Raw genomic sequence first — 26,480 nt, 5'->3', positions numbered from 1 at the left:
TTAGGCTCATCCGTATCATTGTTTTTATTAAGACGATTAGTCACGCTTGCTTCCCAACATGTTATTGTAAACATCCACCGTTTGATCAGCGATTTTATGCCAGTCATATCGTTCTAAAAAGTGCTGATAGTCTTGTAGAGGCATCACACTCCTTTTCTTTATTGCCTGTGATAATTCATCTATATTTTTGACTGGGTAATAGCAATCAGATTCAAGTCCAACCTCACTGTTTGGCGCAATATCGCTAACCACCACTGGTAAGGAATATGACATCGCTTCTAGCAGTGCAATAGGCAGCCCTTCATGATAAGAAGGCATTACGAATAACTTAGCTTGAGAAAATACAACTTGTAGTTCCTCCCCTTTGAGAAAACCGGTCAGTATCACGCCTGGGGTGTCTTTCGCTGCTTGTTTTAATGAGCGACTGTATTCACTTTCATGATCGGAATCTCCAATTAGTACGAGCGGCATATCAAGCTTGGATTTTGCGTAGGCTTGAAGAAGATCATGGAAGCCTTTTTCTTCAACAAAACGTCCTACCGCGACAATATATCCTCGCGCACTTAACTGGTAGCGCTCTAATATAGATGATACGACATCAACAGGCAGAGACTTAGCCGGGTTAACTCCATTATAAATAAGATGTGCATCATCTCTTTGATAAGATTGCTTAATAAGGTCATTAATCACCTCTGATATGACAATGACTTCATTGGCATATTTAACGGCAAAACGCTCACCGAGCTTCAAAACAATCTTTGCTAGCTTCCCCCATTTCTCACGCTGATAATCTGGACCATGATGGGTGAATACCACTTTCTTTCCAATCAAACGTAACAGTGGCACGACTAACCCAGGGCCGATCGCATGAACATGCACCACATTCGAGCCATCCGTTAAGGTAGAAAATGCCGCAATAGTCGAGTGAACGATAGCTTCTAGCGATGTCTTTTTCGGAGCCCACAGTGCTTTGGCCTCGACCCCTTTATAACTCCTCGTTTTATAAGCGACATAAGGAGAACGAGCGATAACCTCTACCTCAAATCCTTGCTTAACAATAAGAGGGTAAAGGTGCTGACAGTGAGTTTCGACTCCTCCTAATACATCAGGAATACCACGCGTCCCTAGTACGGTTACTTTCATGATTGCTCACCCAATAAATTTTGATACAAATCGACCAACTGCTGATGATGTGCTCTCAAGGAATAGCGCGACTCTAAGCGTTGTCTTGCTTGTTCACCATAGTACTTTGTAAGCTCTGGCCTTATCGCAAACTCATCCATCACACTGGCAAGATCATGAGCATTACCCGCTTCAAATAAACGTCCCTCTTTTCCATCACGAACTTGCTCGGGGATACCTCCAATATTTGCGCCGATAATAGGCTTCCCGTACGACATAGCTTCAAGCACTGACATAGAACAGTTTTCATAGCATTCCGAAGGGACAATAACTGCACTAGCTTGTTTTATGAGTAATTGTAAATCCGGCCCCATTTTAAAACCTAGCCACTCGACCTTACTCTGTTTCCCTGATAGGGAGTCTGCAAGTGGTCCTGTACCGGCTATTTTTAATGGTATCGATTGGTTAGACAACTCGTAAGCCGCTACCATTGTCGCCACGCCTTTTTCCTGACTCAACCGCCCTAAATATAAAAAATATCGATGATCTGCCACATCTTGCTGATCAACGTTCTCGTCAATGCCATTCACTATGACCTCAATTCTATTATTAGGGAGCTTACGACGAATGATATTGGCTAAAAACTGACTAGGTGAAACTATCATATCCAGTGATTGATAGTTCTGAGCAAGCGATTGATACAACGCCTCCACAACAAGCAAGCCACTTTTAAACCATGATCCTTGTTGGCAGCGATATCTTAAAGCGTTAAAAACACTTCCTTGTAAACACGCTTCACAGGTGTGTCCATCACGATACATGGTATAACTAGGACAGGCTATTTTAGTATCATGAGCGGTGAGCACCGTTTTACATCCGGCTTGCTTAGCAACCTTGATAATTGAGGGAGTCAGCTGGTGATAAATGTTGTGAAAGTGAACGATATCGGGTTGCTCAGTAGTAATCAACTCAGAAAGCTTTTCACACGCTTCTGCGTTATGTACAAACCGCATTGCCGTTTTCAACGCGCTGAGTAAAGTAGCATTGGCGTGATAATCCACATTATCGACGAAACTAGCACTGTAATCAGATGCCAAGTTGTCATTGTGAGCCATTGAAAAGTCGATAACCGAAAACCCTCGATCCATCAACATTTCTCTTTCTTGAAAAAAGACCGTTTCAGCGCCCCCCTTTAAGAAAAAAAACTTATTCACCACCAATACTTTCATGACACATCTCGCTCTAACACTTTATGTGACGGTGGTTGGTTTGGGTCTTTAATGGGCAACAACAAACCATTTACCAATCCAGTTGAAAATACGGTCAAATTAATAATGCTCTGCGCACCGTCCTTTATTGAGCGGTTTTTCAACGCTTTAGCAGCAAAGAAAAGCATCAATGGCAACAGGCTAATAGTCAACAACGAAACATTACCCACCAGCAAGGCCAAAATTAACCAAGCAAGATAGCAAGCAAAGATCAACTCATTACGCACCACACTCACAGCTTTTCGAAAGTACGCTTTACCAAACGCGCTCTTTAGCAATTCGCCTGACGCAAACAAATAACCACGATTCCATCGGTAGCGCAGTAACGTTAACGTCGGCATATCATAAGAAGTATGATGGAAAAACGGGGTATCCAAACGATGCAATTTGTAACCAGCATGTTCGAGTCTCATACCAAGCTCGGCCTCTTCATAGGCATGCAATGTGCGATGTGTAAGATAACCTATATCATTGATTGCACTCGCCCGATACAGCCCTCCCCCGGCTAAATGACTACAATCACCAGTAGGGTATATTTTGTGATGCCTTTGTTGGCGAGATTTAAATTCGTAGCTATTCGCTTCATCCATTTCAACCGTCCCCGCCACCGCGGCGTAAGTCGGCTCTTTTTCCAGAAATGCTATCGCCGCATCAATGAACCCGTCTTGTAAACGCATATCACCATCCAATAACAATAGATAGTCACCAGTGCTGTATAAATAGCCAAGTTGATGGCCTACGCCGCAGCAACGATCATTAGCGTTGATTAACGTCACGACTTTAGCGCCATTCTCTAACGCAATTTTTTGCGTATCATCATCAGATAAGCTATCGGCAACAATGACATCATATTGATAATTCTTTAGCTGACTTTGAACGCTTTTAATCGTCGCAGCAATACCACCTTGTTCATTGAGTGTTTTTATAATCACGGTGATTCTAGGTAAAGAACTCATAACCTTGCCCCCGATTGAATAACAGTCTTGCGTATGATTAGACTTCCGCCAAGTGAAAAATAGAAAAGGAACTGCAACATAGGCACCAACATTAAAATTTGGCTGTAAGGTAAGCTTAATAAACCTGCAAAACTAAATGCAATAAACGCAGGTTGCCAAGAGAGCAATTGAATGTCTTGCATCGATAACTGCTCACGTTTTAGCACTTCCTTGGGCATTGACACCTTTAGCGCCAATAAAATTGGACATAAAAATAGGACTAATCCAACGACACCAAATTCCCACAACATCATGCTTAGTGACGTAGAATCTAGAAGGACATTAAATATTTGATTCAAGAAACCTGGAGCTACCGAACTACCGTGGTTGGTTGCATTTAACCCATAACCAAACCACACGTTAGACCATCCATAAAGCTGACTATTATCCAACCAGAAAAATAGCGTGGTCATCCGCCCTAATTCTCCCGTTGGTAAGATGTAATTTGAGTCATATATATACTCTAAAGAATCCCAAAACACCTTTAAAGCACTGTGGTCAGGGTCGGTATCAAAAGCGCTTGCGTAAGAGGCAGCAAGGACAACTATTGCCAATAAAACTAATAATCCCATGGTACAAACCATAAGAAGCACTTTCTTAATATCCTTTTGCCTAACGCCGTAAACATAACTAGGACACAGCCAAACAAAAATTAAAAGTATAGGAGCAAGCAAAATGACGAACTTAACTTCACCAAGAACGCACAAAATAAACGCGGCAACAATATGCAGTATCATGTTAAGCCGACTAACTACACCATGCCTAAATTCAGACAATTTAAGGAGCATTACAAGTAAACAGAATAACCCTAATGCTGCCGTGTTTCCCCCGCCCATAGGGTCACCACCGAAAGTCCCTACCACAGAGTCCCACTTTTCAAATTCACCTTTCAAAGCGACACGTTGCGGGACAACAACTAAAATCTGATACAAGATAACTGGGAATTGTAGATAGAAAATCCAATATAGCATCTGCACCACGCGGTAAAGCTGCGACTCTCGGATAAACCCCAATAGTAAGCATAGAAAAATAAGCGACAATGCAAGTTCGTTCTTCCAACCTACAATGGTCACCGTCAGCCCATTTTGTAGAACTGTCGACGCTAAGATCAACGTATAGGCCCCCACCAACAACAATGTGAGTACTGTTTCTATATTATCTAACTTAGCCTCCTCGTAATTGGTTTGTATCAATAACAACAAAACCATCGCAAAGGCAGCAACAAATGGCAGCCAAAGCACTGCGCCGACACCAGTCAGATACTGTACTAGCCCACAAGCAACTAACGTTACAAACGTGTATACCTGCAAAAACAGACCATTATTTATCTTCAAGTAACCTCCATCGTTCGACGAAGTCGCACAGCCGTTTTATTCACTTCAAAATAAATAAACAGGTATCGAATAGAAGACAGTAGGGCGAAGGCAATAACCGAGTATGCATAATCACTTATAAAAAATGGCAGCGCACCAAAAGCCAATACCACCACCATAAGTTGCTCAAGCTGAATGCGAAGGAAATACTTTGGAGATCCATAAACCAACTCAAGAACGGTCAATGGGCACACCGCTAGCGCCATAAACAAATACGGTAGCATATAGCGAGAAGTTGGCACTGAAGCGACCCATTCAGCGCTAAACCCTAATTGCATCACTATGGGGTAGAAAATGAAAACTCCAAGCACCGCCGAAGTCCCCATAGCAAAGAGTAACCGCCGCACCTTGGAAAATTCAGCGTAATTAAACTGATTGCGTCTAAAGTCGACAGACCAAGTGGAAAAAATAGAGTTTCTTACAGCGTTACCAATGATAACAATAGGCGCTAAGCAAAATCGGCTAACTACGGCGTAATAACCGGCTACAACAGGACTGAACCACACGTTAATAAGGATAACGGGTAAATTATTATTCACCATCGCCAAAATCTCAGCGCTCCCAACTTTGACAATATGATGTTTGTGCTTACGGAAAAACAGTGACAAGGATGAAAGCGAAAATTGCTGTAGATTCATCACATTTCTTGGTAGAGAGTAACCAATACATAGCAACATACACACTAGCAACGATGCTCCCCAAGCCCAATAGAATGCACTTAAGTCTTCACTGACAACAATTAGTAACAACACTAACATCGAAATCGATGTTCGCTGTAAAGCTAGTGACTTCATTTTTTGATCTCTCAGCAGTAGATTCTCAGAGATCAAAACCCATGCATGTGCCAACGTTAACATCAGAATTTGAAGAATGGGACGGTCAAAGAAACATGCAATGCCCATAGAATAAATGACCGACGCACAAACACTAAATAACAAGCAAAAAGAGACATTTTGCCCTAGCTCGTTACTCTGTTGTTTTGGCAATAGCAGCTGTGATGCAAACGTACAAACTTGTGCTCCGATTAAGGCAATACTGTACGTTAACGCGTATGAGCCGACTTCCGACATCCCGTACCAATGCGAAATCAACCATATCGAACCAGCCCCAATTAACTGAGACAATATCGATGATGTCGCAATAGTGGAAATGCTTTTAAGCAAGCTCACTAAGAGCCCTCGATATTGAGTAAATCCATACTACCTTGAGCAATAAAACGCAGAGACTCTTCACCCACAACTCGGTCATCACTCACTTGATTGAGTACTCCAAAAGCTGGCTGGTCCAACAACGGCGACAACTTATTTAGTTGATGCTTGATTTCATTCGCCGTATGTTGTTCAGATTTGACCACAACAATCAGGCTATCCAAAAAGCGCAATAGGAGCTGTGCATCCTTACTATCATTCAGAGCTGGAAGCTTTATGATGACAGATTCAAAACGCTGACAAAGTGCCAACAATGCAGATTCACACTCTGGGCGAGCAAAAAAAGTTAATGGTGATTCAGCCAGAGTACCAGGGGCGATATAAGACAATCCCTGTGATATTGGCATTATGACTTGCTCAATATCGAGTTGTAGTGCTTCTTGTAATGATGAAGATTTGTTTTCATTACCTATTTGTACCGAACTCAATTGGCTAAACACCAAATGACTAAACCCAGCAATTTGCTCCTGTACGTTAAACTTAGGGGTACTGCAGTGACTGTCCGCAATAATATCTCTTGTAAATTCGCCTTCTCCACGATAATCCAAATCAAGCAGTAAAGTTGGTTTCACTTCACTGACCGCACCAGCTAATAATAACGCCGTCGTCGTTGCCCCTTCTTGTCGGTATGATGATACGACACCGACACACTGACTACTTGGGCGAGCTAAAGATAATGCGGTATAAGCGCCATTTCCGATCTCGTTGGCATATTGGTTGGAACGAATTTGCTTACCTAACATCCATGTCGACATCGGTTCACTTGTAAATGAAGGCATGTCAGTTAGTGGAATTAATCCAAGCTTTGCTTCCAGCTGTGCAAGAGTTGTTATTGTTTGCTTTGTGGCTGCTCGAATAATGACAACCAAAGCACTAACTAGCATTGTCATAATACTTATCATCACGACTAACAATGGCTTGTTGGGTTTCGCTGGACGCTCACTAGCCACCGCGGGATCATAAATTCGTGCATCTTGCTCTCTATACGTCGTATTAAGAGCATGCTCAGTAGTTCGTAGATAAAGCTGCTCATACAGCGATTGCTTTTGAGTAAGATCTGCCATCAAGCCATCATAATGCTCACGCTTATCTGCAAGTGCAAAGAAGTCTTTTTTATGCAGAGCTAAGAGCGCTTTATAATGATTTTCTTTGATAAGTTCTGCTTGATATTTTTGCTGAAGCCCTAATTTTAGCTCATCAAGTAGGCGTACAGTTTGCTTGTGAATCACCTCAATTTCAGCATTGGCCTCAAGAACTTTAAGGTGTTTAGGTCCATATCGTCGATTAAGATCAGATAATTTCCGTTTTGCTTGTATAAGTGCAATTCTAAGATCTTGTAGCTGAGGGTGGGAGGAGAAGTCAGGTAACGAGGTGAGAGTCCCTGTATCACCTTTCATATATTGGCTCACCAATTCATAATTAGCTTGAGCAGCTAGGCGCCTCTCTTTTGCATCCGCCAATTTATTGGTAATAATCCCAAGTTCTTCTGTTTCAAAACCATCAACACCTCGGAAGGTCAGTAACCCCTCGCTTTGCAAAAATGCGTCTATTTCTTTCTTTTGCTGACTAATTTGTTGTTTGAGTACACCTAGCTGTTGCGTATTCCATTGTTTAGCTTGCTGGGTTTTTGCAATTTTTTGCTCCACCGTATAATCAATAAAAGCTTGTGCCACTGCATTTGCGATTGTTGAAGCTTGTTGTGCGTTCGTAGATTCATAAGACACATAAACTAATTGAGTTAAGCGGACTGAAGTAAATGTTAGGTGTCGCTTCAACTCTTTAACCGCATGGTTAATGCGTAGCTCTCGAGACAGTGTCCAATCGCCATTGCCAGTTAATGTTGAACCATTAAACTCTTCATTTTGTTGTAGTTCTAACGCTTCAACAGCTTTAACCAACACGACTCTGGATTGCATTAGGTTAAATTGCGTTTCATAGTACTGTGAGCGAGCAGAGTCATAATCTTCGATCGGATCAATCGGAGATACATTGTCCGGTTGCGCTTTAATCAATACTGTCGCAGTCGAGACATACTTAGCCGTCATCGACCAAATCACTGGCAGGCTTAACCCCGTTACAACTACTGTAACCAGCAATAGCTTAAGCCCATGAATTTTCAGAGCAGCCAAAAACGGTGCAAAGTTAACGTTACTTTCTAAAGGTTTACCACGTTCTACCATTACTTTTATCACCTTAGAAAAAGCTCTTCTCAACAATAACAACATCGCCGGGATAGACAGAGTGTGTCATCTCGACTTTTTTTATCATTTCTTTTTTCCCTGAAGGGCGAATGTTAATATCACCTCTATCAGCCCGATCAGTGAAGCCACCGGCCATAGCAATCGCTTGTTCTACCGTAAGTTGGGGCTCATATTCGTAGCCATTAGGGTTTTCAACTTCCCCAAGAAGGTAAAATTTACGGAACCCTTCCATAGTAACGGTCACCATTGGCGAACGAATAAACCCAGCTTTCAAACGAGTTTCAATATCATGCTCTATCGAGTCTGTCGTTTGTCCTGAGAGCTGTACTCGACCTATATAAGGAAAATTAATATCACCACGCTTGCCTATCTTTAAAGACATCGACATTTCTTTCTCCCCATACACCCAGATTCGTATCTGGTCCCCTGGCCCCAAAAGGTACTCTCGAGCCTCACTGTTAGCCGGATGATGGCTATTTTCAAGAGTCATGGAAGTAGTATTTGTCACTTCTTTTTCAGGTGCTATCGTGTTTGCGGCTGCAGCAAAACTAATACAGCCCATCAACACACAGTAACCTAATAACAGTAGCTTTATTTTTTTCATCTCTAGATCTGTACCTTTAGTGCCAATCCAATTGTGTTTTTGTCATAGCCAAGTTTACGACTCACCGAGGATTGGGAGTTATCTCCGATGAAAAACACGACTTCATCCTCGCTCGAACGTTTGCGGGCGAACTGATAGTTCAACTCAAGCCTAATAGAAGGCCGAAAATCATATCCTAACGTGACTGACGCAACGTCTAGATCATCCTTTCTATCATTCTGTTCTACCCGATAGTCATCGACTTCTCTTCCATAATCAACCGTAGTACTTAACCTCTCGACCCACCAATGATGTTCCCACGATAGACCGACCTTAGTGTTAAGAATATAACCACCTTCTTCCGTTGGGTCTTTGACTCTACGCCAACCATATAAAGACCACTTCGAATGCTTGAGTGGTTGCCAGTTAATATTGGCGTCCCAATTTAAACCACTGAACGATTGCGCCTCTCTGTTATTCGGAAAACGCTTGTACAACCAAGCTAAATCAGTCTCTATTAACAGCTTTCCCGTTCTTTGGGACTTCAAACCGATAAGCGCATAATGTTCACTCGAATCCTTAGCCGAATTCGCTTCATAGCTTCGTAGGTTACTAATTAGACTGTATCGAAAACGAGTCCGCGATGAATACTGGTCGAACAATTCAGCAGTTATAGTATTTTCGTTCCATTCCTGTTCTTTTATATAATGGTAGAAGTCACTGGATGCGCTTTGAACTTCGTCCAACTCATCAAACGCTATATCTTTAACCTGCCACGCGAGGTCTAATTTCCCCCGCCCCTCAGGCGCTCCGTAGCTATATCGTATCTCACTATTCAAGAACCGGTTTTGTAACGGTGTATTCACTCCAAAAGACGTAAACTGAGTAGGATTGAAACCTTCCGTTAACTCTGTCCCCCGTTCTTCATGTCCCCAATCTTGCTGGATAAACCAATCAAGACCGTGCTTAAGCCCAAACCTCAACGAAGATTGAAACATTAAAAAATGGTCAGTGTAATCATCATCGCTTGCACTGTCGTAGCGAGAATAATCACCAGAATACACCAACACATAGCGGTCCTCTCCGCGCTCACCTACTGCACGCAAGTACGGTGTTAATTTGGTGTAAGCTGATTCAATCTCGTACATAGGGTTAACTTGGTATGTCACATTTGAATCCTGACCATACTCAGCGCCAACTTCTGACTGAACATCGATACCCGCTACTGAGATATGCGACTTGGGAGTAAGCTCTGCATGACAAACTTGGCTAACAAAACCAAATAAAACTACAGCGCTAATACTTAGTAGGCTAGTACGCCTTTTCACTAACAAACCCTTTAAATACCGTTAGAAACACTATTTTAATGTCCAACCAAAGCGACCAGTTCTGTAAGTAAACGATGTCATACTGAACCCGTTTACTCATTTTATCGACGGTTTCTGTCTCTCCACGATAGCCATTAATTTGTGCCCAGCCTGTTATACCCGGCTTGATTTTGTGTCTAATCATATAGTTAGAGACAATCTTCCGATATTGCTCATTGTGAGCAACTGCATGAGGTCTTGGCCCTACAATAGACATTGATCCTTGTAGCACATTGAAAAATTGCGGAAGTTCATCTAGTGATGTTCGACGAATAAATGCACCAAACTTGGTCACTCTAGGATCCGATAGCGTTGCCTGCTTAAAATCATCACCATTCTCCATCACATTCATAGAGCGAAATTTCCATACTTTTATCTTTTTACCACCTAGACCATAACGATCTTGTTTGAACAAAACGGGGCCTTTGGAGCTTAATTTGACTCCACTAGCCACCACACAAAGAACGGGAGAAATAAGCAATAATATGAGGCTTGCTAAGACAATATCTTCTATTCGCTTGATCACTCCGCCTATCCCATCAAATGGAGTACCAAAGATACTTAACGTTTGTACATTACCAACAGACTTGAATTGAGAGGCCGAGAGGTTATAGCTGTATAGATCGGGGACTATAAAAGTATCAACGGTAGTATCAGACAAAAGTTCCAGACATTGAATAATTCGCTCTTTTGCGACCATAGGTAAGGCAATGTAAACCTCATCAATCTGGTTGTGTTGCGCTTGTTCAACCAAAATATCTACCGTTCCAATATAAGGAGATTTAATCATGTACCCAAACCGCTCTTCCTTACGGTCGTCATACAACTCAATCTCTATGTCTTGGCTCCTGTAATAAATCAGTAATTGCTTTTCCAAAGCAATCGCTGCTGGTGATAGTCCGACAATCGCTATTCTCTTTACCTTTTTGTACTTTTTAAAACACGATCGATAGATCGCAAACGCAATAACTCGAATTAGAATGGTTGACAACATAGCGCTCGCAAACCAAATATAATACAAGCCATTGTGAAAATGACTTAATTGACTTCCGACTAAGTCCTCTACGTTATATTTAACGATCTCCATTGCGATCAAAGTAAAGAAGGCTGTCGCAACAATTCGAACAATAGAAGAGTCCAGGCGTCGACGAACATGAATACGATATAAATGGCAATACTCGCCGAATAACAGAAAGAATGTCGCGACAAAAAACGCCGCTGCCACATCAATTGCGGTTTCATCAACAAATACGGTATTGATAACAACTGCTAAAGACAGATTTATTAGTAAAAAATCTGTTGCTTTAAATAATGGTGCATAGCCGTCTTCTGCAATTTTCAGAGCTTGTTTTGTATTCATAAACGAAAAAGACACCTCGAGACATATCGTTAACTGTATTCATTTGATATTAGCTAATTTCTCTCCAGTTTATGTGGTCTAAACATAAATCTACGAGTTGCTCGTATGGAATTATAGTAAACACGCTACAGTCTAATTAAAGATCCATGATGTTCATATTTAACGTCTATCAAACTCTCTCTCAGTAAAGGGTACACTATGCACCATAGCCATTAAAGAGCACTTTCAATCGTATATTGGTTTTATTCGCGCGATCTTAAAAAATTGACAATTTACTAACTAAAACTTTGAAGAATTTCGCGAGATATAACCTTAAGAGTATCAATAGACCATTAATTTATATTTGCTAAAAATATAACGCCTATTAATTAGCATCTATATAAAAGCTTTAGATCTATCAAATAAAGTCCAAGTACAAACAAGAGAGACGGGAACGTTACATAAACTTCAGATAGCAAAAAGCCGCTCATTAAGAGCGGCTTTTTTAATGGGTGGAAGCCCCAGCCACATCCCGGCACACACGTCGCCTGCTGCGGCTGCTCCCTTCCAGGCCTGACCGAGTTCACAAGTTAGTGTTGCGGGAGGACCAGAGCCTCCATAGATTCTTTTTCTAAGAGGCTTGCCTCAAAGAGTGATTGGATTATTAAGCATCGCAGCAACCATTGCAAGCACAAAGCGACTCTTTTTAAACAAATGTGGTTCAAGTGATTACCCTTTACCCAACACACAGTAAAACTGTCGGATAAAGCATCACCTTTGTCTTTGTTTCATAACACATTCATTCAAGTTGCGTGTGCTTAGCTCTGTTCATGAAAAACGAACCATTATCGAATCACAACTAGAGGTCGGCGTCTTCACTCTCTTCCGTTCGAATGATGTAGTCTGTCATCCATGCGGTACCCAACAAACACAACCACACCACAAACACAGGGCTTGGCACTTCAATGCTTGGGGTTATCACCAGAGCAGCAAAGCCAACCGTGGGCAAAGTCCAACACAGGAGTTTGTTCCAACGGAAAGTTTTCAATCGATTAAGCGTTTCCATCGATGCCATGATGCCCGTGACACACAAGGCCACCAAAGCCGCATAAGGTAAGTCGGCTATCCATAATGGCAAGATTAATCCTAATGACCACCAGCTATGTCGACTCGCGGGTTTCAGATGTTTTGCGGCCCACCAAATCACGATGATAGACAAAGTTTGCAGTGTGGTGATCCAAGGGGCACCATCAAGCTTTCCTGCCGATTGCGTGACCATAATCCCAACCTGTAAGGTGGTGACAATCAAACCTGAAATAATCACGACGGACAAACTGCTGCGTCTTGAGAAAACAACCATAAGCAGTGGGAATAGCACCCATGCACTGACTGAAAGCGTGATTGGCTGTAAAGGAAGGGTTAAACCGTAAGTCGTCATGGCTGCAAGCAAAGCTAAACCTGCGATACCACCCTGCGGAAGAATCCATAATGCAGGAATGACCATAGCAAGCACTGGGATGTCCCCTTCACTTAAACTGATTGCTCTAGCGCAAACAACGGCTAATAATGTTGTAATTAGAAATTGAAATGTCGAAAAAACCATAGCTCTCTCCTTCTACCGATCCGTGGTATTAATGAACTAGGAACATTTAGTATGGACCAATTTTTGAGCCAAATCTTTGCTGTGATTCACCAAATTCCATATGGGAAAGTAACAACTTATGGAGACATAGCACGTTTTTCAGGATTTCCGGGCTATGCGCGGCATGTAGGAAAAGCGCTGGGTAATTTACCAGAAGGAAGCAAACTGCCTTGGTATCGTGTGATCAACAGCAAAGGCGAGATCTCTTTGAAGGGCGATTCGTTCGATCGTCAGAAGAAGCATCTGGTTGAAGAAGGGATAGAAGTAAGTGATGCAGGAAAGGTCAAACTCAGAATATACAAATGGCAGCCCTAGAGCTGCCACTTATCACCGAGTTAGCTAAAAGACGAATTAGCTAATCAAGATGCCTTAACAGTGGCATCTATTTTAATTAACGAACACCAACCAAGCGTAGGTCTGCTTGTTGCGTGTTTTCTACGTCTGTAATCACTGACTTAATGGTGTCAGTTGTGAAACGCAGTTTGCCGTCAACATGAATCGATGCGCGCATGTTGTAACGGTGGTTAGGTTGAATTTTGTTGTTGTCGTAACTCAGTTTGAATGCGAACGGTACTTGCTTACCGTCAGTGGTGAATTCTTGAGTTGCGATAACAGTAGATGGTGCGTCAGCCAGTGAAATATCTTCTAGCGTAACGGTAACCACTGCATTCTCTGGCAATGCAATTCTTTCGCGATAGCTTACTGTTCCTGAAATCACTTGAGTGTTCTCTGCAACCACTTCCTGAGAAGCGTTCGTTTCTGATGTTGCTTGGCAGCCAACAAGTAGGCCAAACGATACTAAAGACGTAATAAGAATTAGAGCCTTTTTCATATTCAATTTCTCTCAACATGTTTGCCGGACTCGGCAAATCTACCCACCAATTATAAGAGAGCTTTCATATTCTGTCTTGAAACCCTATGATTTATTGACAGATATCTGACTAATCTTAATGATTAACACCATAATCTGACATCCATTTTACGAAGAGGAATGCTGGCGATGAGTCAACCTTTACAAGAATTACTAAGTTTACTTCAGCTAGAGAAACTGGAAGAAGGTTTATTCCGTGGGCAAAGTGAGAACCTTGGTCTGCCACAAGTTTACGGCGGTCAGGTATTGGGACAAGCGCTTTCGGCTGCTCGTTATACTGTTCAAGATGACCGTAGTGTTCACTCGTTCCACAGTTATTTTCTGTTTCCCGGCGATCCTGAAAAACCAATTATTTACGATGTTGAGAACCTAAGAGATGGACGCAGCTTCAGCACACGCCGTGTTAAAGCGATTCAAAATGGCCGCCCTATTTTCTATCTCACGGCTTCTTACCACGGTGATGCACCAGGTTTTGAACACCAAAATGAAATGCCAAACATCCCTGGGCCAGAGAACTTTGCTTCTGAAACTGAGCTAGCGAGCCACATTGCGGAATTCTTACCTGAGAAGCTACGTAAGACCTTCTGTGGTGAAAAACCGATCGAGATGCGCCCTGTTACTGTCGTTAACCCACTTAAACCTAAAAAGACTGAAGCAAAGCAGTACCTTTGGGTGAGAGCGAATGGCGCGCTGCCTGATAACCAACTTATTCACCAATACCTGCTTGCTTACGCATCGGATTGGGGGTTCTTGGTGACGGCGCTACATCCTCATGAAGTGTCTATCATGACGCCAAACTTCCAAGTTGCGACGATTGACCACTCAATCTGGTTCCACCGCCCGTTCAAGATGGATGAGTGGTTGCTTTATGCGATTGAAAGCCCGACAGCGGCGAACACTCGTGGCCTAGTGCGCGGCGAGATCTATAACCAAAAAGGTGAGCTAGTAGCGACCGCCGTTCAAGAAGGTGTGATGCGCTTTACTAAGTAACCAGTAGGCTTTTTTTACAAACACAACACACGCACGCCAAACAATAAGGGGCTAGGTATCATACCTAGCCCCTTTTTTTCTAACATCAACGGAGAACCGTTGTTCAAAAATCAATAGTTCTATTCAGTTTCTAGCGTAGGCTCGAATTCACTTTGAACTCGCGTTTTAATGCCGTCTCCCGCATCTCTAAGCAGGTTGAATGGTGACAGCACTACCCCTTTCACAGCACCTTCGGCAGCGCCCTGAGCGAGTGCTTTACTCTTATCTGCTAGTAGGTTTGCTTGATCCAAGATACCCGGCACTTCGGCTCTCAGCATTTCAGATTCAGCCACAACAACAGGGATAGTTTGTTCGCGGTAAGACTTACTTTCCGCAAGCATTGGTGGCATCACATCGACACGATAGCGCTTCAATTCCGTCAATGTTGGTGGGATAACCTCTGTTCTTACCTGCTCAACTTCGGTGCGAACGTTTTTCACTTCATCCAAAATCGCGGGAATTTTGCCATCAACAGACGAAACGGTTTGGTTAACTTGATCGATGGTTTTTCTCACTTCATCAACCGTGTTTAATACCTGAGGAGCCAATTCACTGACATGCTCAGCAAACGCTAACATCTCTTCGACTTTTAATCCTTTGGTGAGGCCCGATAAGTCTTCAATAACCTGCGGATAGGTGTCGACGATTTCACCGACTTTATTGGTGAACGAGTAGATGGTGTAGCCCAAATAAAAAATGGAGACAGCTAACACCAGTTGGATAGCGGTAGAGACTTTTGAAAACATGAATAATCCTTTTCTTTATCGCAGAGGCGATGTCTAAACTGAGACAAGATGTAGCTTGGTGCTAAGGCTAATTATAGTGGCAACGCTGTTGTGTATTTCAATGGTTCCATAGCAAATGTTGAGGTCACATTAGAAATCCCATCAATGCTGTTAACTAAGCGCTTATAGAAGTCATCAAAGCACTTCATGTCTTTAACCTGCACCTTCATCATATAATCATACTCACCGGCCATGCGATAGAACTCCATCACTTCTGGAAAGTCCGACACAGTATTCACAAAGCGCCCATACCACTCATGAGAATGATCACTGGTCTTAACCAATACGAACGCGGTAAAAGAAAGATCTAACTTCTCAGGGTTCAGCAACGCCACCCTTTTTTCGATAATACCGTTCTCTTCAAGACGCTTGAGTCTTTTCCAGCAAGGCGTTGTCGTGAGGTTAACTGCTTCAGAAATATCGTTCAGTGACAGCGTGCTGTCTTCCTGTAACAACCCTAATATTTTTTTATCTACGGCATCTATCACACTTTCACCAAATCGCATTTAAATAGAATAATTTTCTACATTTTAGTCAAAATAAAGCAAATATGGCAAAGTTTTTCTCTCCAGTTCTAGCTAAATTATAACCATACCAATTACAAAGAATTCCTACACAAGATCAGGAGAACGCTTATGTGCACTGACCATCAATGGATTAACAACGCGATTCGTAAAATTGAAGCCGACTACCAACGCTCAGCGGATACGCACCTTATCAAACTAGACCTTCCAAGCATCGAAGGCATTGATATCTACCTTAAAGATGAAAGCACACACCCAACAGGCTCTTTGAAGCACCGTTTGGCGCGTTCTCTGTTCTTATACGCTATCTGTAACGGTTGGGTTGGCCCAGAAACAACGATCATTGAATCTTCATCTGGCAGCACGGCTGTGTCTGAAGCGTACTTTGCTCGTCTACTTGGTCTTCCATTTATTGCGGTAATGCCAAAATGCACAGCGAAGAAAAAGATTGAGCAGATTGAATTCTACGGCGGCCAAGCACACCTTGTTGACCGTTCAGATGAAATTTACGACGAGTCTCGCCGTTTAGCGACGGAGCTTAATGGCCATTACATGGATCAATTTACTTACGCTGAACGCGCAACAGACTGGCGTGGTAACAACAACATCGCGAACTCGATTTTCAATCAAATGCAGATGGAAGATCACCCGGTTCCAACTTGGGTAGTAATGAGCCCGGGTACGGGTGGTACTTCAGCAACGATCGGCCGTTTTATTCGTTACCAACAGCATGAGACTAAGCTTTGTGTTGTCGACCCTGAGAACTCAGTATTCCATGAGTACTTCAAAACGGGTAATACGAACGTGAAAGGCAACACATTCAGCAAGATTGAAGGCATTGGTCGCCCACGAGCAGAACCAAGCTTCATCCCTGGTGTGGTTGACGAAATGCGTAAGATTCCAGATGCAGCAAGCATCGCTACCACACATTGGTTATCTGACATTCTTGGCCGCAAGGTTGGCGCATCTACGGGTACCAACATGTACGGTGTGCTTCAACTGGCAAGCGAGATGAAAGCGCGCGGTGAGAAAGGCTCTATCGTGACTTTGCTTTGTGATAGCGGCGAGCGTTACCTAGACACTTACTTCAATGACGAGTGGGTGAACAACAACATTGGTGACCTACAACCTTACGCAGCGAAGTTGGAAGCTTTCTCTCAAACCGGTGAGCTAGCGTAAGCCCGAGAAGAAGCACCCGTACCAAAATAGAAAAGAGCCCTTTATGGGTAATGCCAGTCAGTTAAGCTGACTGGCATTTTTTCTGTTCGTTGCATATTTTTTGGGTTTCAGTTTCACCCAACGAGGGTAACTTCTATCTTCTCTTCGAGGTGGCAGGGTAAACATGGATATTTGCTTGAGTAAGACTTCATAATGTTTAGGAAGTTTTCCAGGACTCGTTAAAGGTAAAGCCGCGAAGTATTGAGTCACAGCCATAGCACTACTCGTAAAGCTTAATTGATTTGGCCAGACGCTATCTAACTTAATCGCAGCCTTTGTCATAACTTGTCTTATAAGGTTATAGGCGAGCAAAATCCCCCAGAGCTCCTGCTTGACCATATCTGGGCGCTTACTTCGTAATGTATACTCACTATCAAGCAAGGTTTGCTTCATTTCCCGATAGCCTAATTCGATTTCCCAACGATAGCGATAAAGCTCTACGATGTCTTCACCAGGAAAGCGCAACCCATCACGCATTGATGTAAGCACCTGATATGTCTTTCCTTTGATAATTTTCGACACTAACCTTGCTTCTATTGTCTCAGGGAGATCACTGAACTTCTTTCTTGCCTGATGTGTCGTTTTTATATCAACGATAGCGTCACTCTGACTGTATTTATGAACGACTTCATACTGGAAGTCTTTTTTCACAGGGAGCATCCAATGCCTTTCTTTGCCTACCTTATTCCAGCGATTAAGTAGCCCTAGAGAGTAGTATCCTTTGTCAAAAATAGTCAACGAATGATCGGGGGTTTGTTCAATGAGTTCTTCTGCAAGGCGCATTTCGCTGGTGCGATAGTCAGAGAATGTACTATCGATTAGTTGATGACTTGTAAGCTCCATCAAGCAAACCATACGTACCTTAGGGTAAATATTCTCAGATGATTGATTGCTTTGTGCTTTAAACTCTTGATGATTTTCAGGTGTATCTGTCGTTCTCCAAACGACACCATCGACGGATAGAAGGTTTAGTCCACACCAAGTTTCGAAGTTAGACGATTGATAGCTATGCGCAGCCATCTTCTTAAAGACTTGCTTAACACCTTCTTCGCCTAATCTCTGTCTCGCTTGAACAACAGCACTTGGGGCAACAAAGCGCTGTTTGTCTGGCAGAACAAAATCGAGTTGGTTAGCGATATCCCAAACAGATTGTTGACGAAAGAGACTCATTCCAACAACGGACCAAAGTACAGCCTCCAAAGGTAACCGTCTTCTTCTAACGGTTGCGACGCCAGCTTGCTCAAAACCCTGCTGGATAAGCTCTGGACTAAGAATTTCAGAGTATTTTTCAAAGTGGTGAAAGGTATTACATGACTGAAAAGTATTGGCAAGTTGGCTTTCTAAAGACATAAAAAAATCCGATATTAGTTTCCTAATATCGGATTCTGAAGCCTTTTGAGGATCGGTCAAATGATCTCACAAATTTCTTAACTGATCGGCATTACCCTTTATGGGCTCTTTTTGTGTGTCATCGGTTACCAATAACACGAAATTATTCTGGTTTTTGCTTCGCTTCAAAAGCTGCCAGTTGTTCTGGTGTTGCTTTTGGTTGATGGTTTTGTTTCCACTCATCGTAACTCATGCCGTATACACGCTCACGAGCGTCATCGATATCAAGATCTAGTCCTTTTTGCTCAGCTTCCGCTTTGTACCATTTACTGAAGCAGTTACGGCAGAAGCCAGCCAAGATCATCAGGTCGATGTTTTGTACGTCTTTGTTGTTGTCTAGGTGTGCTAACAGGCGACGAAAGGTTGCTGCATCCAGCTTGTCTTGTTCTTCTTGAGAAAGATCTTTGTATTTAAATTCAGCCACTTTGGTGTCCCTTAATAGTTTTCATTTTTTAATGTGTTGAGCAGACATTGTTATACAAAAAAAGCCCGCATTTCGCTAGGAGCAAACGCAGGCTTTTCAAAACATTCATCAATAAACCAATACCAAGCCTATTGCACCTTGTGTGATGGGCATTTTTTGTCACTACACCGATAAACCGGAACTCCCATGAAACGATTTCAAGCCGTAGTTTTCTTATTAGCATCTATCATTTTTAGCTCAGTCACTTATGCATCTCCTACTGAAGGCGAGCAATACACACTTCTAGAGAATCCTTATTCAACAGACCATCAGATAGACAAGTTTTTCTCATTAACCTGCACACCTTGTTGGCAGATGACTGAGCTACTCAAAGATAAAGAAGCTTCTGGCGAACTAACATTGCATCGTACTCACGTTATTTTTAATGAATCGACACAACAAGCGGCCAGCCTTTACTACGCGGTATTGGTTCAACAGCCGAACTTATCTCATGATGTGCTCAATGAACTGTTTTTGATGGTTCAAACCAAGAGCCCACTCCAACCCACCGACATCAATACCTTCTTCAAAAAGCATAAGCTTGTGAAGCTAGAAGATATGACGGAAAGCCAACAGCAACAATGGGCTAAGTTGATGGAAGACGCAGCAACGAAAACAGAACAAACCGCCATTGCTAGCATTCCGACTTTCATCGTAAACGGCCGCTACATGGTGAACTTGAGAGGTCATCGCTCAATGGATGAACTGCTTGAAACCCTTCAATACCTTAGCGACTTATAGGGTTCAATAGATAAGCTTGTCTTTCTAAACTTATATCTCATAAGCAACAAAAAGCCCGACAACGAGTAAGTTGTCGGGCTTTATTAATTAGTGTTGCTGCTAATCAGCGTTACTAGGCAATTAGATTAACCGTGGCTGGTTCTGCCCACGTTGTCATGGCTTAGCTCTTTGTTTAGAAGCGCTTCTACGTGACCCGGAGAACGTGTTGTACCAGAAATCAATCGATACATCGCTGGGATTACGAACAGAGTAACCAAAGTCGCAAAGCCCATACCGAAGAAGATAACCGTACCCACCGCCACTCGGCTTTCATAGCCCGCACCCGTTGAGGTAATCAATGGGATTGCGCCTGCTAGCGTAGTAAATGCTGTCATCATGATTGGACGTAAACGTCGAGCCGAAGCATCAATGATCGCCTTTTCAAACTCGATACCACGGTCACGCAGTTGGTTAGCAAACTCTACGATCAAGATACCGTTTTTGGTTACCATGCCGATCAACATGATCATACCGATCTGGCTGTATACGTTGAGACCTTGACTCATCAGCACCAAGCCTAAGAAACCACCAAAGATACCCATCGGTACGGTGAACATCACCACCAGCGGGTTAATGAAGCTCTCAAACTGCGCCGCAAGTACCAAGTACGCCACCAACATTGCTAACGCAAACACTACTAAGATGCTCGATTGGTTCTCTTTGAAGTCTTTAGACTCACCAGAGTAGCTCACTGAGATATCACCCGGCAGTTGCTCGATCGCTTGTTCATCAAGGAAATCTAGCGCATCACCCAGCGTGTAACCTTCCATTAGGTTCGCTTTGATGGTCACCGACTTTTGCTTATTGTAGTGCGACAAACGAATCGATGATGCCACTTCTTCAATGTGCGTCAGTGTATCAAGCGTAACTAATTCGCCAGATTGAGTCCGCATGTAGATTTGGCTTAAATCGTTCGCGTTGTTGAAGCTGTTCTCATCACCACGCAGGTAAACATCGTACTCTTCACCACGGTCAACGAAAGTGGTTTCACTGCGGCCGCCCAGCATGATTTCCAAGGTGTCTGAAATATCAGAAACACTCACACCTAACTCTGCAGCACGCTGCTTGTCTACAGTAACCAATAGCTCTGGTGTTTTCTCAGAGTAATCGATGTCCGCGCCTTCCATCATTGGAGAGTCTTCAGCCGCTTGCTTTAAGAGCTCTGCCCACTTCTGAAGTTCAGAGTAATCAGAACCACCAAGTACGAATTGGACTGGCTCACTTGAACCACCTTTGAAGCCAGGCATGAACGGGAATACACGCACATCAGGAATACCATTCAACGATTTACGAACTTCGTTCAAGGCTTCTTGCGCCGTCACATCACGTTCGTCCCAGTCTTCTAGGATCATGATAACGAAGCCTGTTTGGTCACCCGCATTACCACCAAATGCTGGTGATTGAATGCTGAATGATTTCAAGAAACCTTGACCAAGTAACGGCATTAGGCGCTCTTCAACGATGTCCATGTTGGCAGACATACGGTTATAACTGGTTGCATCAGCACCACGAACGAACGCAAAGATAACACCACGGTCTTCTTGTGGAGTCAGTTGCGAAGGCACTTGTTGCATCAAACCATAACTACCGCCCATACATGCGATAATGATGATTGGAGCTGCCCAACGCCAGTTTAGAGCACGGCGCAATACCGCTCTGTAACCTTTTTCAAGCTTGCCGAACACGCGCTCAATGAATAAGTTGAAGCGGTTAGGTTTCACATTCGCTTTTAGGATCTTACTGCCTAGAACTGGCGTTAACGTTAATGCCACGACAGACGAGAAGATCACCGACATCGCCAACAATACCGAGAACTCAGTAAACAGAAGGCCTACCATGCCATCCATGAACGAGATTGGTAGGAATACCATTACCAATACAAGCGTCGTTGCGATTACCGCAAAGCCTACTTCACGGGTACCTTTATAAGCGGCAAGCAATGGCGATTCGCCGCGCTCAATATGGTGGAAAATATTCTCTACTACTACGATGGCGTCATCTACAACCAAACCGATAGATAGGATAAGAGCCATCAAGGTAATCAGGTTAATAGAGAAACCAAAGTAGTATGCTGCGATAAACGACGAGATCAAAGATACAGGAACCGTTACTGCTGGGATCAACGTTGCACGGGCTTGACCAATAAAGACGTAAAGCACAAGGATAACCAAGCCACCCGTAATAAAGAGTGTGCTGTATACCTCTGAGATAGAACGATCGATAAAGACCGTTGAGTCATAATCAACAGCCAAACGCGTACCGTCAGGCAGGAATTTCTGAATCGCTTCGACTTCTTTATGGACTAAGTCAGCCACCTCAAGTGGGTTTGCATCTGATTGAGGCACAATACCCATACTTACGTTAACAACGCCGTCACTCTTAAAGGTCGAGTTTTCGTTCTCGGCACCGATGTAAACATCCGCTACATCTTTCAAGTAAATAGGTGTGTTATCAGAAGCACGTTTTACAACGAGGTATTCGAAATCTTTAGCTTCAGCATAAGAACGCGCAGTACGAACCGACATCACGATCGCATCGTTACGTACTTCACCACCCGGGCTTTCAATGTTCTCACTGTTCAGCGCTGCAGTAATGTCCGACGCAGTCACACCACGTCCAGCCATCAGAGCAGGTTTCAGCTTCACGTACATTACTTTGTACAAGCCACCCGAGATATCCACTGAGCTCACGCCTGAGATCAAACTAAAGCGGTCAATCAACACACGCTCGGTGTAGTCAGTTAACTGCGTTCGGTCCATCTCGGTTGAACTTAGGTTGATATAAACCGATGCTTCACCGCTACCGTTGTTCTTATAAACAATCGGATCGTCGGCTTCATCAGGCAAAGAACGCTGCGCACGAGCTACCGCATCACGAACATCACTGACACCTGTATTAAGGTCGTAACCCAGTTCGAAAGTAATCGTGATACGCGACATACCGTTACGCGTCGTGGATTCGATCTCATCGATACCACTGATACCGGATAACTGGTCTTCAAGATTGGAGGTTATTTGGCTTTCAATGATGGTAGCCGATGCACCCTCGTAACGAGTACTGATCGAAACCACTGGGCTTTCAATATCTGGCATCTCACGCACGGCGAGCTTATTGAAAGAGACAATACCAAACACAACCAATAGCAGGCTCAATACGACAGCCGCTACTGGTCTCTTTACAGAAACATCAGATAACAACATTAGTTAGCACCTTCTTGTGCTTTTTTATCGCTTGCGGCATCCGCAGGGCGATTAACAGCGAGCTCTTGAACCAACACACCGTCACGCATATTCACAATGCCTTGCACAACGATTTTCTGGCCAATCTCGATGCCCTTTTCGATCACAACTTCGTTATCGATACGTGCGCCAAGGAAAACTTCGGTACGAGTCGCTTTGTTATCTTCGTCAATAACATAAACGAAACGCTTCGTACCTGAATACTCAAGCGCTTGAACTGGAATGATTGGCGCTTCCACTGGTGGGAAGTCCATATCCGCTGCCACTAACATGCCTGGCTTTAGGTAATCGTTATTGTTGTCGAAGTGAATTCGAACTCGCAGGTTCAGGGTTTCAGCGTTGATACGAGAATCAATGCCAACCACTGTACCGGTAAACTGAGTATCACCCCACGCACTGGTGCGAGCCGTTACTGTCATGCCTTTAGACAGTTTCGAAAGGTAACGCTCAGGGATTTGAAGGTCTAGCTGCATCACAGACAGATCATCTAGAGTCACCAGTTCAGTACCTGATGTCACCATTTTGCCTCGGCTAAAGTCGATAAAACCGACCGTGCCAGAGAAAGGCGCGCTAATGTGCAGATCTTTTAGGTTGGCATTTGCCGCAGCTAAACGAGCATTTGCAATTTCAACATTGGTTTTCTGTGCATCGATTTCCGTTTGAGTGATCGCGTTACGTTTCACTAGGCGTTGAAATTCCGCTAGCTTACGTTGTTCGTCTTTTAGATATGCTTGAGCTTCTGCGACGGCTGCTTTCGCTTTGTCGTCGTCTAGCTGAACCAACATCTGTCCTTTGGTGACATCTTGGTTCGCTTTGATCTTGATAGAGTCGACTCGGCCAGCCACTTCAGAAGTGATCATTACAGATTGTTCGGCTTCTAACTTACCGACCAAAGAAAGAGATTGGCTAACTTGGTGAATATCAACCTGCTCAGTAACAACAGTGACAGTGCTAGGGCCCATTCGTTTAGCAAGTGCGGCTGGAGACGCCATAAGAATAGACAAGCTAAGCAGGGTTATAACAGATTTATGCTTCATAATAATGGTCTGCAAGTAAGGTTATACCAATCACAGTGAGCAAGTGGTCAGAAATAGCGTAGGAAAAAGGCTTGAGAACAAGACAGGATTTTCGATAAGTAGTTATTCTACAATCAAAAATTCTAACGCCGTTATCGAGCATTTTAACAAGCTAGGATGACACCTGGATTTACTACGATTGGTATTATTATCTATAAATGAAATTAACCGTATTCTATCAACTAATGAATACTGTAACGTCAAGAAGTGTAAATCTAGATTAAATTCCATTTACGTTTCATCACGCTTTAGACACATTGAACACAATACAGAAAGCCAATCACCTCAAGGTGTTACCCCTCAGTACGTAAACCTTAGTACAGATGTTCACTTCACGAGCAATATGCGTACTTTTCGCCATCTTTGCCCAAAAAGGCAGCATTTAACACAAAACCATAAGAAAAACCCTTTACACGTTTAACGTGTTTGCTATGATGCGCTCCGCACTTGAGAGATGCGTTGGGAAAAACATCTCTTTAGCCTATCCATTATGAGTTAGGAAAAAACACCCTGGAGGGGTTCCCGAGTGGCCAAAGGGAGCAGACTGTAAATCTGCCGGCTCCGCCTTCGATGGTTCGAATCCGTCTCCCTCCACCATATTTCTTCTTACCTCTTTTAAGAGTTAAGAGAACAACCTGATTGATGGGCTTATGGGAAAACATCAATTTAGGCTTACTTTGTGAAGAGTAAGACACACCCTGGAGGGGTTCCCGAGTGGCCAAAGGGAGCAGACTGTAAATCTGCCGGCACTGCCTTCGATGGTTCGAATCCGTCTCCCTCCACCATATTCTTCTTACCTCTTTTAAGAGTTAAGAGAACAACCTGATTGATGGGCTTATGGGAAAACATCAATTTAGGCTTACTTTGTGAAGAGTAAGACACACCCTGGAGGGGTTCCCGAGTGGCCAAAGGGAGCAGACTGTAAATCTGCCGGCACTGCCTTCGATGGTTCGAATCCGTCTCCCTCCACCATATTCTTCTTACCTCTTTCGAGAGTTAAGAGAACAACCTAGTTGATGGGCTTATGGGAAAACATCAATTTAGGCTTACTTTGTGAAGAGTAAGACACACCCTGGAGGGGTTCCCGAGTGGCCAAAGGGAGCAGACTGTAAATCTGCCGGCACTGCCTTCGATGGTTCGAATCCGTCTCCCTCCACCATATTCTTCTTACCTCTTTCGAGAGTTAAGAGAACAACCTAGTTGATGGGCTTATGGGAAAACATCAATTTAGGCTTACTTTGTGAAGAGTAAGACACACCCTGGAGGGGTTCCCGAGTGGCCAAAGGGAGCAGACTGTAAATCTGCCGGCACTGCCTTCGATGGTTCGAATCCGTCTCCCTCCACCATATTCTTCTTACCTCTTTCGAGAGTTAAGAGAACAACCTAGTTGATGGGCTTATGGGAAAACATCAATTTAGGCTTACTTTGTGAAGAGTAAGACACACCCTGGAGGGGTTCCCGAGTGGCCAAAGGGAGCAGACTGTAAATCTGCCGGCACTGCCTTCGATGGTTCGAATCCGTCTCCCTCCACCATATTCTTCTTACCTCTTTCGAGAGTTTAGAGAACAACCTGATTGATGGGCTTATGGGAAAACATCAATTTAGGCTTACTTTGTGAAGAGTAAGACACACCCTGGAGGGGTTCCCGAGTGGCCAAAGGGAGCAGACTGTAAATCTGCCGGCACTGCCTTCGATGGTTCGAATCCGTCTCCCTCCACCATATTCTCCTTAATCGGAAAATCGAAAAGCCAACTCATTGAGTTGGCTTTTTTCGTTTCTGAACGCTTTATTGGTAAGCTCTGCCCTATTAAGGCTAAGCTTGAAAGCACTTCTGTCTAAGTTCAACACTTCAAACATCTATCCGTAGATCTCACAACAAGATTGAATCTCTTAAAGATCACTGAGTGCTCAGTCTCTCCAGACTTCCATGTGGCGTTCACATACCAAGTAAGCAGCGCAACCTAAGCAGTTTGTAGATACATGCTCCTCACACTCACCCGCTATTTGT

Annotated in this window: 21 protein-coding genes, 7 tRNA genes and 1 other RNA gene; 11 read left to right on the top strand and 18 right to left on the bottom strand. The window is 43.4% G+C overall.

Annotated elements, in window-relative coordinates; genetic code table 11:
- Nucleotides 1-36: 36 nt before the first annotated feature.
- The 11 genes from L0992_04855 to L0992_04805 form a co-directional block, all read right to left on the bottom strand.
- On the bottom strand, nucleotides 37-1,143 hold the full coding sequence (locus L0992_04855; GenBank protein XGB68016.1) for a glycosyltransferase family 4 protein: 1,107 nt from the start codon (nucleotides 1,141-1,143) through the stop codon (nucleotides 37-39).
- Complete coding sequence (locus tag L0992_04850) at nucleotides 1,140-2,351, bottom strand: glycosyltransferase family 4 protein (GenBank protein ID XGB68015.1); 1,212 nt, start codon at nucleotides 2,349-2,351, stop codon at nucleotides 1,140-1,142. Before L0992_04850 ends, L0992_04855 begins: the two co-directional genes overlap by 4 nt.
- Entirely contained in the window at nucleotides 2,348-3,346 is a 999-nt protein-coding gene (locus L0992_04845) for a glycosyltransferase family 2 protein (GenBank protein ID XGB68014.1), read from the bottom strand. The genes L0992_04850 and L0992_04845 overlap by 4 nt, the downstream gene beginning before the upstream one ends.
- Nucleotides 3,343-4,719 (bottom strand): capsular biosynthesis protein, encoded by a 1,377-nt coding sequence (locus tag L0992_04840; GenBank protein ID XGB68013.1) that lies wholly within the window; start codon nucleotides 4,717-4,719, stop codon nucleotides 3,343-3,345. Before L0992_04840 ends, L0992_04845 begins: the two co-directional genes overlap by 4 nt.
- A complete protein-coding gene (locus L0992_04835) occupies nucleotides 4,716-5,927 on the bottom strand; it encodes an oligosaccharide flippase family protein (protein XGB68012.1) in 1,212 nt (403 codons plus the stop codon). Before L0992_04835 ends, L0992_04840 begins: the two co-directional genes overlap by 4 nt.
- On the bottom strand, nucleotides 5,927-8,146 hold the full coding sequence (locus L0992_04830) for an exopolysaccharide transport family protein (protein XGB68011.1): 2,220 nt from the start codon (nucleotides 8,144-8,146) through the stop codon (nucleotides 5,927-5,929). The genes L0992_04835 and L0992_04830 overlap by 1 nt, the downstream gene beginning before the upstream one ends.
- A 13-nt stretch (nucleotides 8,147-8,159) precedes the next feature.
- Entirely contained in the window at nucleotides 8,160-8,771 is a 612-nt protein-coding gene (locus L0992_04825) for a polysaccharide export protein (protein ID XGB68010.1), read from the bottom strand.
- 2 nt (nucleotides 8,772-8,773) lie between these two features.
- The gene (locus L0992_04820; protein XGB68009.1) at nucleotides 8,774-10,078 is read right to left on the bottom strand and encodes an outer membrane beta-barrel protein; all 1,305 of its coding nucleotides are present in this window, start codon (nucleotides 10,076-10,078) and stop codon (nucleotides 8,774-8,776) included.
- On the bottom strand, nucleotides 10,062-11,477 hold the full coding sequence (locus tag L0992_04815; GenBank protein ID XGB68008.1) for an undecaprenyl-phosphate glucose phosphotransferase: 1,416 nt from the start codon (nucleotides 11,475-11,477) through the stop codon (nucleotides 10,062-10,064). The genes L0992_04820 and L0992_04815 overlap by 17 nt, the downstream gene beginning before the upstream one ends.
- A gap of 495 nt (nucleotides 11,478-11,972) precedes the next feature.
- Nucleotides 11,973-12,069, bottom strand: an RNA gene (gene ffs, locus L0992_04810) — signal recognition particle sRNA small type.
- Between the two features lie 246 nt (nucleotides 12,070-12,315).
- On the bottom strand, nucleotides 12,316-13,059 hold the full coding sequence (locus tag L0992_04805; protein ID XGB68007.1) for a hypothetical protein: 744 nt from the start codon (nucleotides 13,057-13,059) through the stop codon (nucleotides 12,316-12,318).
- Nucleotides 13,060-13,110: 51 nt separating this feature from the next.
- Between L0992_04805 and L0992_04800 the strand changes: the two genes are divergently transcribed.
- Entirely contained in the window at nucleotides 13,111-13,413 is a 303-nt protein-coding gene (locus L0992_04800; protein XGB68006.1) for an MGMT family protein, read from the top strand.
- Between the two features lie 76 nt (nucleotides 13,414-13,489).
- Here the strand turns inward: L0992_04800 and L0992_04795 are convergent, their stop codons facing one another.
- Entirely contained in the window at nucleotides 13,490-13,930 is a 441-nt protein-coding gene (locus tag L0992_04795; GenBank protein XGB68005.1) for a YbaY family lipoprotein, read from the bottom strand.
- Between the two features lie 168 nt (nucleotides 13,931-14,098).
- Between L0992_04795 and tesB the strand changes: the two genes are divergently transcribed.
- The gene (gene tesB / locus L0992_04790; GenBank protein XGB68004.1) at nucleotides 14,099-14,959 is read left to right on the top strand and encodes an acyl-CoA thioesterase II; all 861 of its coding nucleotides are present in this window, start codon (nucleotides 14,099-14,101) and stop codon (nucleotides 14,957-14,959) included.
- Between the two features lie 119 nt (nucleotides 14,960-15,078).
- On the opposite strand, the gene L0992_04785 is transcribed toward tesB, so the two are convergent.
- Entirely contained in the window at nucleotides 15,079-15,744 is a 666-nt protein-coding gene (locus L0992_04785) for a hypothetical protein (protein ID XGB68003.1), read from the bottom strand.
- A gap of 71 nt (nucleotides 15,745-15,815) precedes the next feature.
- Entirely contained in the window at nucleotides 15,816-16,271 is a 456-nt protein-coding gene (locus tag L0992_04780; protein ID XGB68002.1) for an Lrp/AsnC family transcriptional regulator, read from the bottom strand.
- A gap of 147 nt (nucleotides 16,272-16,418) precedes the next feature.
- Between L0992_04780 and L0992_04775 the strand changes: the two genes are divergently transcribed.
- Nucleotides 16,419-17,486, top strand: coding sequence for a PLP-dependent cysteine synthase family protein (locus L0992_04775; GenBank protein XGB68001.1), 1,068 nt, complete (start codon nucleotides 16,419-16,421; stop codon nucleotides 17,484-17,486).
- Nucleotides 17,487-17,543: 57 nt separating this feature from the next.
- On the opposite strand, the gene L0992_04770 is transcribed toward L0992_04775, so the two are convergent.
- Both L0992_04770 and L0992_04765 read right to left on the bottom strand, forming a co-directional pair.
- Nucleotides 17,544-18,875 carry an IS4 family transposase gene (locus L0992_04770; protein XGB68000.1) on the bottom strand — a complete coding sequence of 444 codons (1,332 nt, stop codon included), beginning with the start codon at nucleotides 18,873-18,875 and terminating at the stop codon, nucleotides 17,544-17,546.
- A 142-nt stretch (nucleotides 18,876-19,017) separates the two neighbouring features.
- Nucleotides 19,018-19,338, bottom strand: coding sequence for a DUF1244 domain-containing protein (locus L0992_04765; GenBank protein ID XGB67999.1), 321 nt, complete (start codon nucleotides 19,336-19,338; stop codon nucleotides 19,018-19,020).
- A gap of 186 nt (nucleotides 19,339-19,524) precedes the next feature.
- Between L0992_04765 and L0992_04760 the strand changes: the two genes are divergently transcribed.
- The gene (locus L0992_04760; protein XGB67998.1) at nucleotides 19,525-20,118 is read left to right on the top strand and encodes a thioredoxin domain-containing protein; all 594 of its coding nucleotides are present in this window, start codon (nucleotides 19,525-19,527) and stop codon (nucleotides 20,116-20,118) included.
- Nucleotides 20,119-20,243: 125 nt separating this feature from the next.
- On the opposite strand, the gene vexH is transcribed toward L0992_04760, so the two are convergent.
- Together vexH and L0992_04750 are read right to left on the bottom strand one after the other, a co-directional pair.
- Nucleotides 20,244-23,357 (bottom strand): vibriobactin export RND transporter permease subunit VexH, encoded by a 3,114-nt coding sequence (vexH, locus tag L0992_04755; protein ID XGB67997.1) that lies wholly within the window; start codon nucleotides 23,355-23,357, stop codon nucleotides 20,244-20,246.
- Nucleotides 23,357-24,433 (bottom strand): efflux RND transporter periplasmic adaptor subunit, encoded by a 1,077-nt coding sequence (locus L0992_04750; GenBank protein ID XGB67996.1) that lies wholly within the window; start codon nucleotides 24,431-24,433, stop codon nucleotides 23,357-23,359. Before L0992_04750 ends, vexH begins: the two co-directional genes overlap by 1 nt.
- 551 nt (nucleotides 24,434-24,984) lie before the next feature.
- On the opposite strand from L0992_04750, the gene L0992_04745 reads away from it, so the two are divergent.
- The 7 genes from L0992_04745 to L0992_04715 all read left to right on the top strand — a co-directional run bounded on the left by L0992_04745 (nucleotide 24,985) and on the right by L0992_04715 (nucleotide 26,192).
- A tRNA-Tyr gene (locus L0992_04745) sits at nucleotides 24,985-25,069 on the top strand.
- Nucleotides 25,070-25,172: 103 nt separating this feature from the next.
- Nucleotides 25,173-25,257: transfer RNA gene (locus tag L0992_04740), tRNA-Tyr, on the top strand.
- Between the two features lie 102 nt (nucleotides 25,258-25,359).
- Nucleotides 25,360-25,444, top strand: a tRNA-Tyr gene (locus L0992_04735).
- A gap of 102 nt (nucleotides 25,445-25,546) precedes the next feature.
- Nucleotides 25,547-25,631: transfer RNA gene (locus tag L0992_04730), tRNA-Tyr, on the top strand.
- A gap of 102 nt (nucleotides 25,632-25,733) precedes the next feature.
- Nucleotides 25,734-25,818: transfer RNA gene (locus L0992_04725), tRNA-Tyr, on the top strand.
- A 102-nt stretch (nucleotides 25,819-25,920) separates the two neighbouring features.
- Nucleotides 25,921-26,005, top strand: a tRNA-Tyr gene (locus L0992_04720).
- A gap of 102 nt (nucleotides 26,006-26,107) precedes the next feature.
- A tRNA-Tyr gene (locus tag L0992_04715) sits at nucleotides 26,108-26,192 on the top strand.
- Nucleotides 26,193-26,480: the final 288 nt, after the last annotated feature.

The organism is Vibrio pomeroyi (assembly GCA_041879425.1).
Lineage (GTDB): Bacteria > Pseudomonadota > Gammaproteobacteria > Enterobacterales > Vibrionaceae > Vibrio > Vibrio pomeroyi_A.
This window is presented reverse-complemented; position numbering and strand designations above follow the sequence as displayed.

Coding starts and splice junctions, on each gene's coding strand:
- vexH (XGB67997.1), bottom strand. CDS start 23,357: ATGTTGTTATCTGATGTTTCTGTAAAGAGACCAGTAGCGGCTGTCGTA.
- L0992_04760 (XGB67998.1), top strand. CDS start 19,525: ATGAAACGATTTCAAGCCGTAGTTTTCTTATTAGCATCTATCATTTTT.
- L0992_04850 (XGB68015.1), bottom strand. CDS start 2,351: ATGAAAGTATTGGTGGTGAATAAGTTTTTTTTCTTAAAGGGGGGCGCT.
- L0992_04800 (XGB68006.1), top strand. CDS start 13,111: ATGGACCAATTTTTGAGCCAAATCTTTGCTGTGATTCACCAAATTCCA.
- L0992_04845 (XGB68014.1), bottom strand. CDS start 3,346: ATGAGTTCTTTACCTAGAATCACCGTGATTATAAAAACACTCAATGAA.
- L0992_04805 (XGB68007.1), bottom strand. CDS start 13,059: ATGGTTTTTTCGACATTTCAATTTCTAATTACAACATTATTAGCCGTT.
- L0992_04855 (XGB68016.1), bottom strand. CDS start 1,143: ATGAAAGTAACCGTACTAGGGACGCGTGGTATTCCTGATGTATTAGGA.
- L0992_04815 (XGB68008.1), bottom strand. CDS start 11,477: ATGAATACAAAACAAGCTCTGAAAATTGCAGAAGACGGCTATGCACCA.
- L0992_04795 (XGB68005.1), bottom strand. CDS start 13,930: ATGAAAAAGGCTCTAATTCTTATTACGTCTTTAGTATCGTTTGGCCTA.
- L0992_04825 (XGB68010.1), bottom strand. CDS start 8,771: ATGAAAAAAATAAAGCTACTGTTATTAGGTTACTGTGTGTTGATGGGC.
- L0992_04750 (XGB67996.1), bottom strand. CDS start 24,433: ATGAAGCATAAATCTGTTATAACCCTGCTTAGCTTGTCTATTCTTATG.
- L0992_04770 (XGB68000.1), bottom strand. CDS start 18,875: ATGTCTTTAGAAAGCCAACTTGCCAATACTTTTCAGTCATGTAATACC.
- L0992_04775 (XGB68001.1), top strand. CDS start 16,419: ATGTGCACTGACCATCAATGGATTAACAACGCGATTCGTAAAATTGAA.
- L0992_04785 (XGB68003.1), bottom strand. CDS start 15,744: ATGTTTTCAAAAGTCTCTACCGCTATCCAACTGGTGTTAGCTGTCTCC.
- L0992_04830 (XGB68011.1), bottom strand. CDS start 8,146: ATGGTAGAACGTGGTAAACCTTTAGAAAGTAACGTTAACTTTGCACCG.
- tesB (XGB68004.1), top strand. CDS start 14,099: ATGAGTCAACCTTTACAAGAATTACTAAGTTTACTTCAGCTAGAGAAA.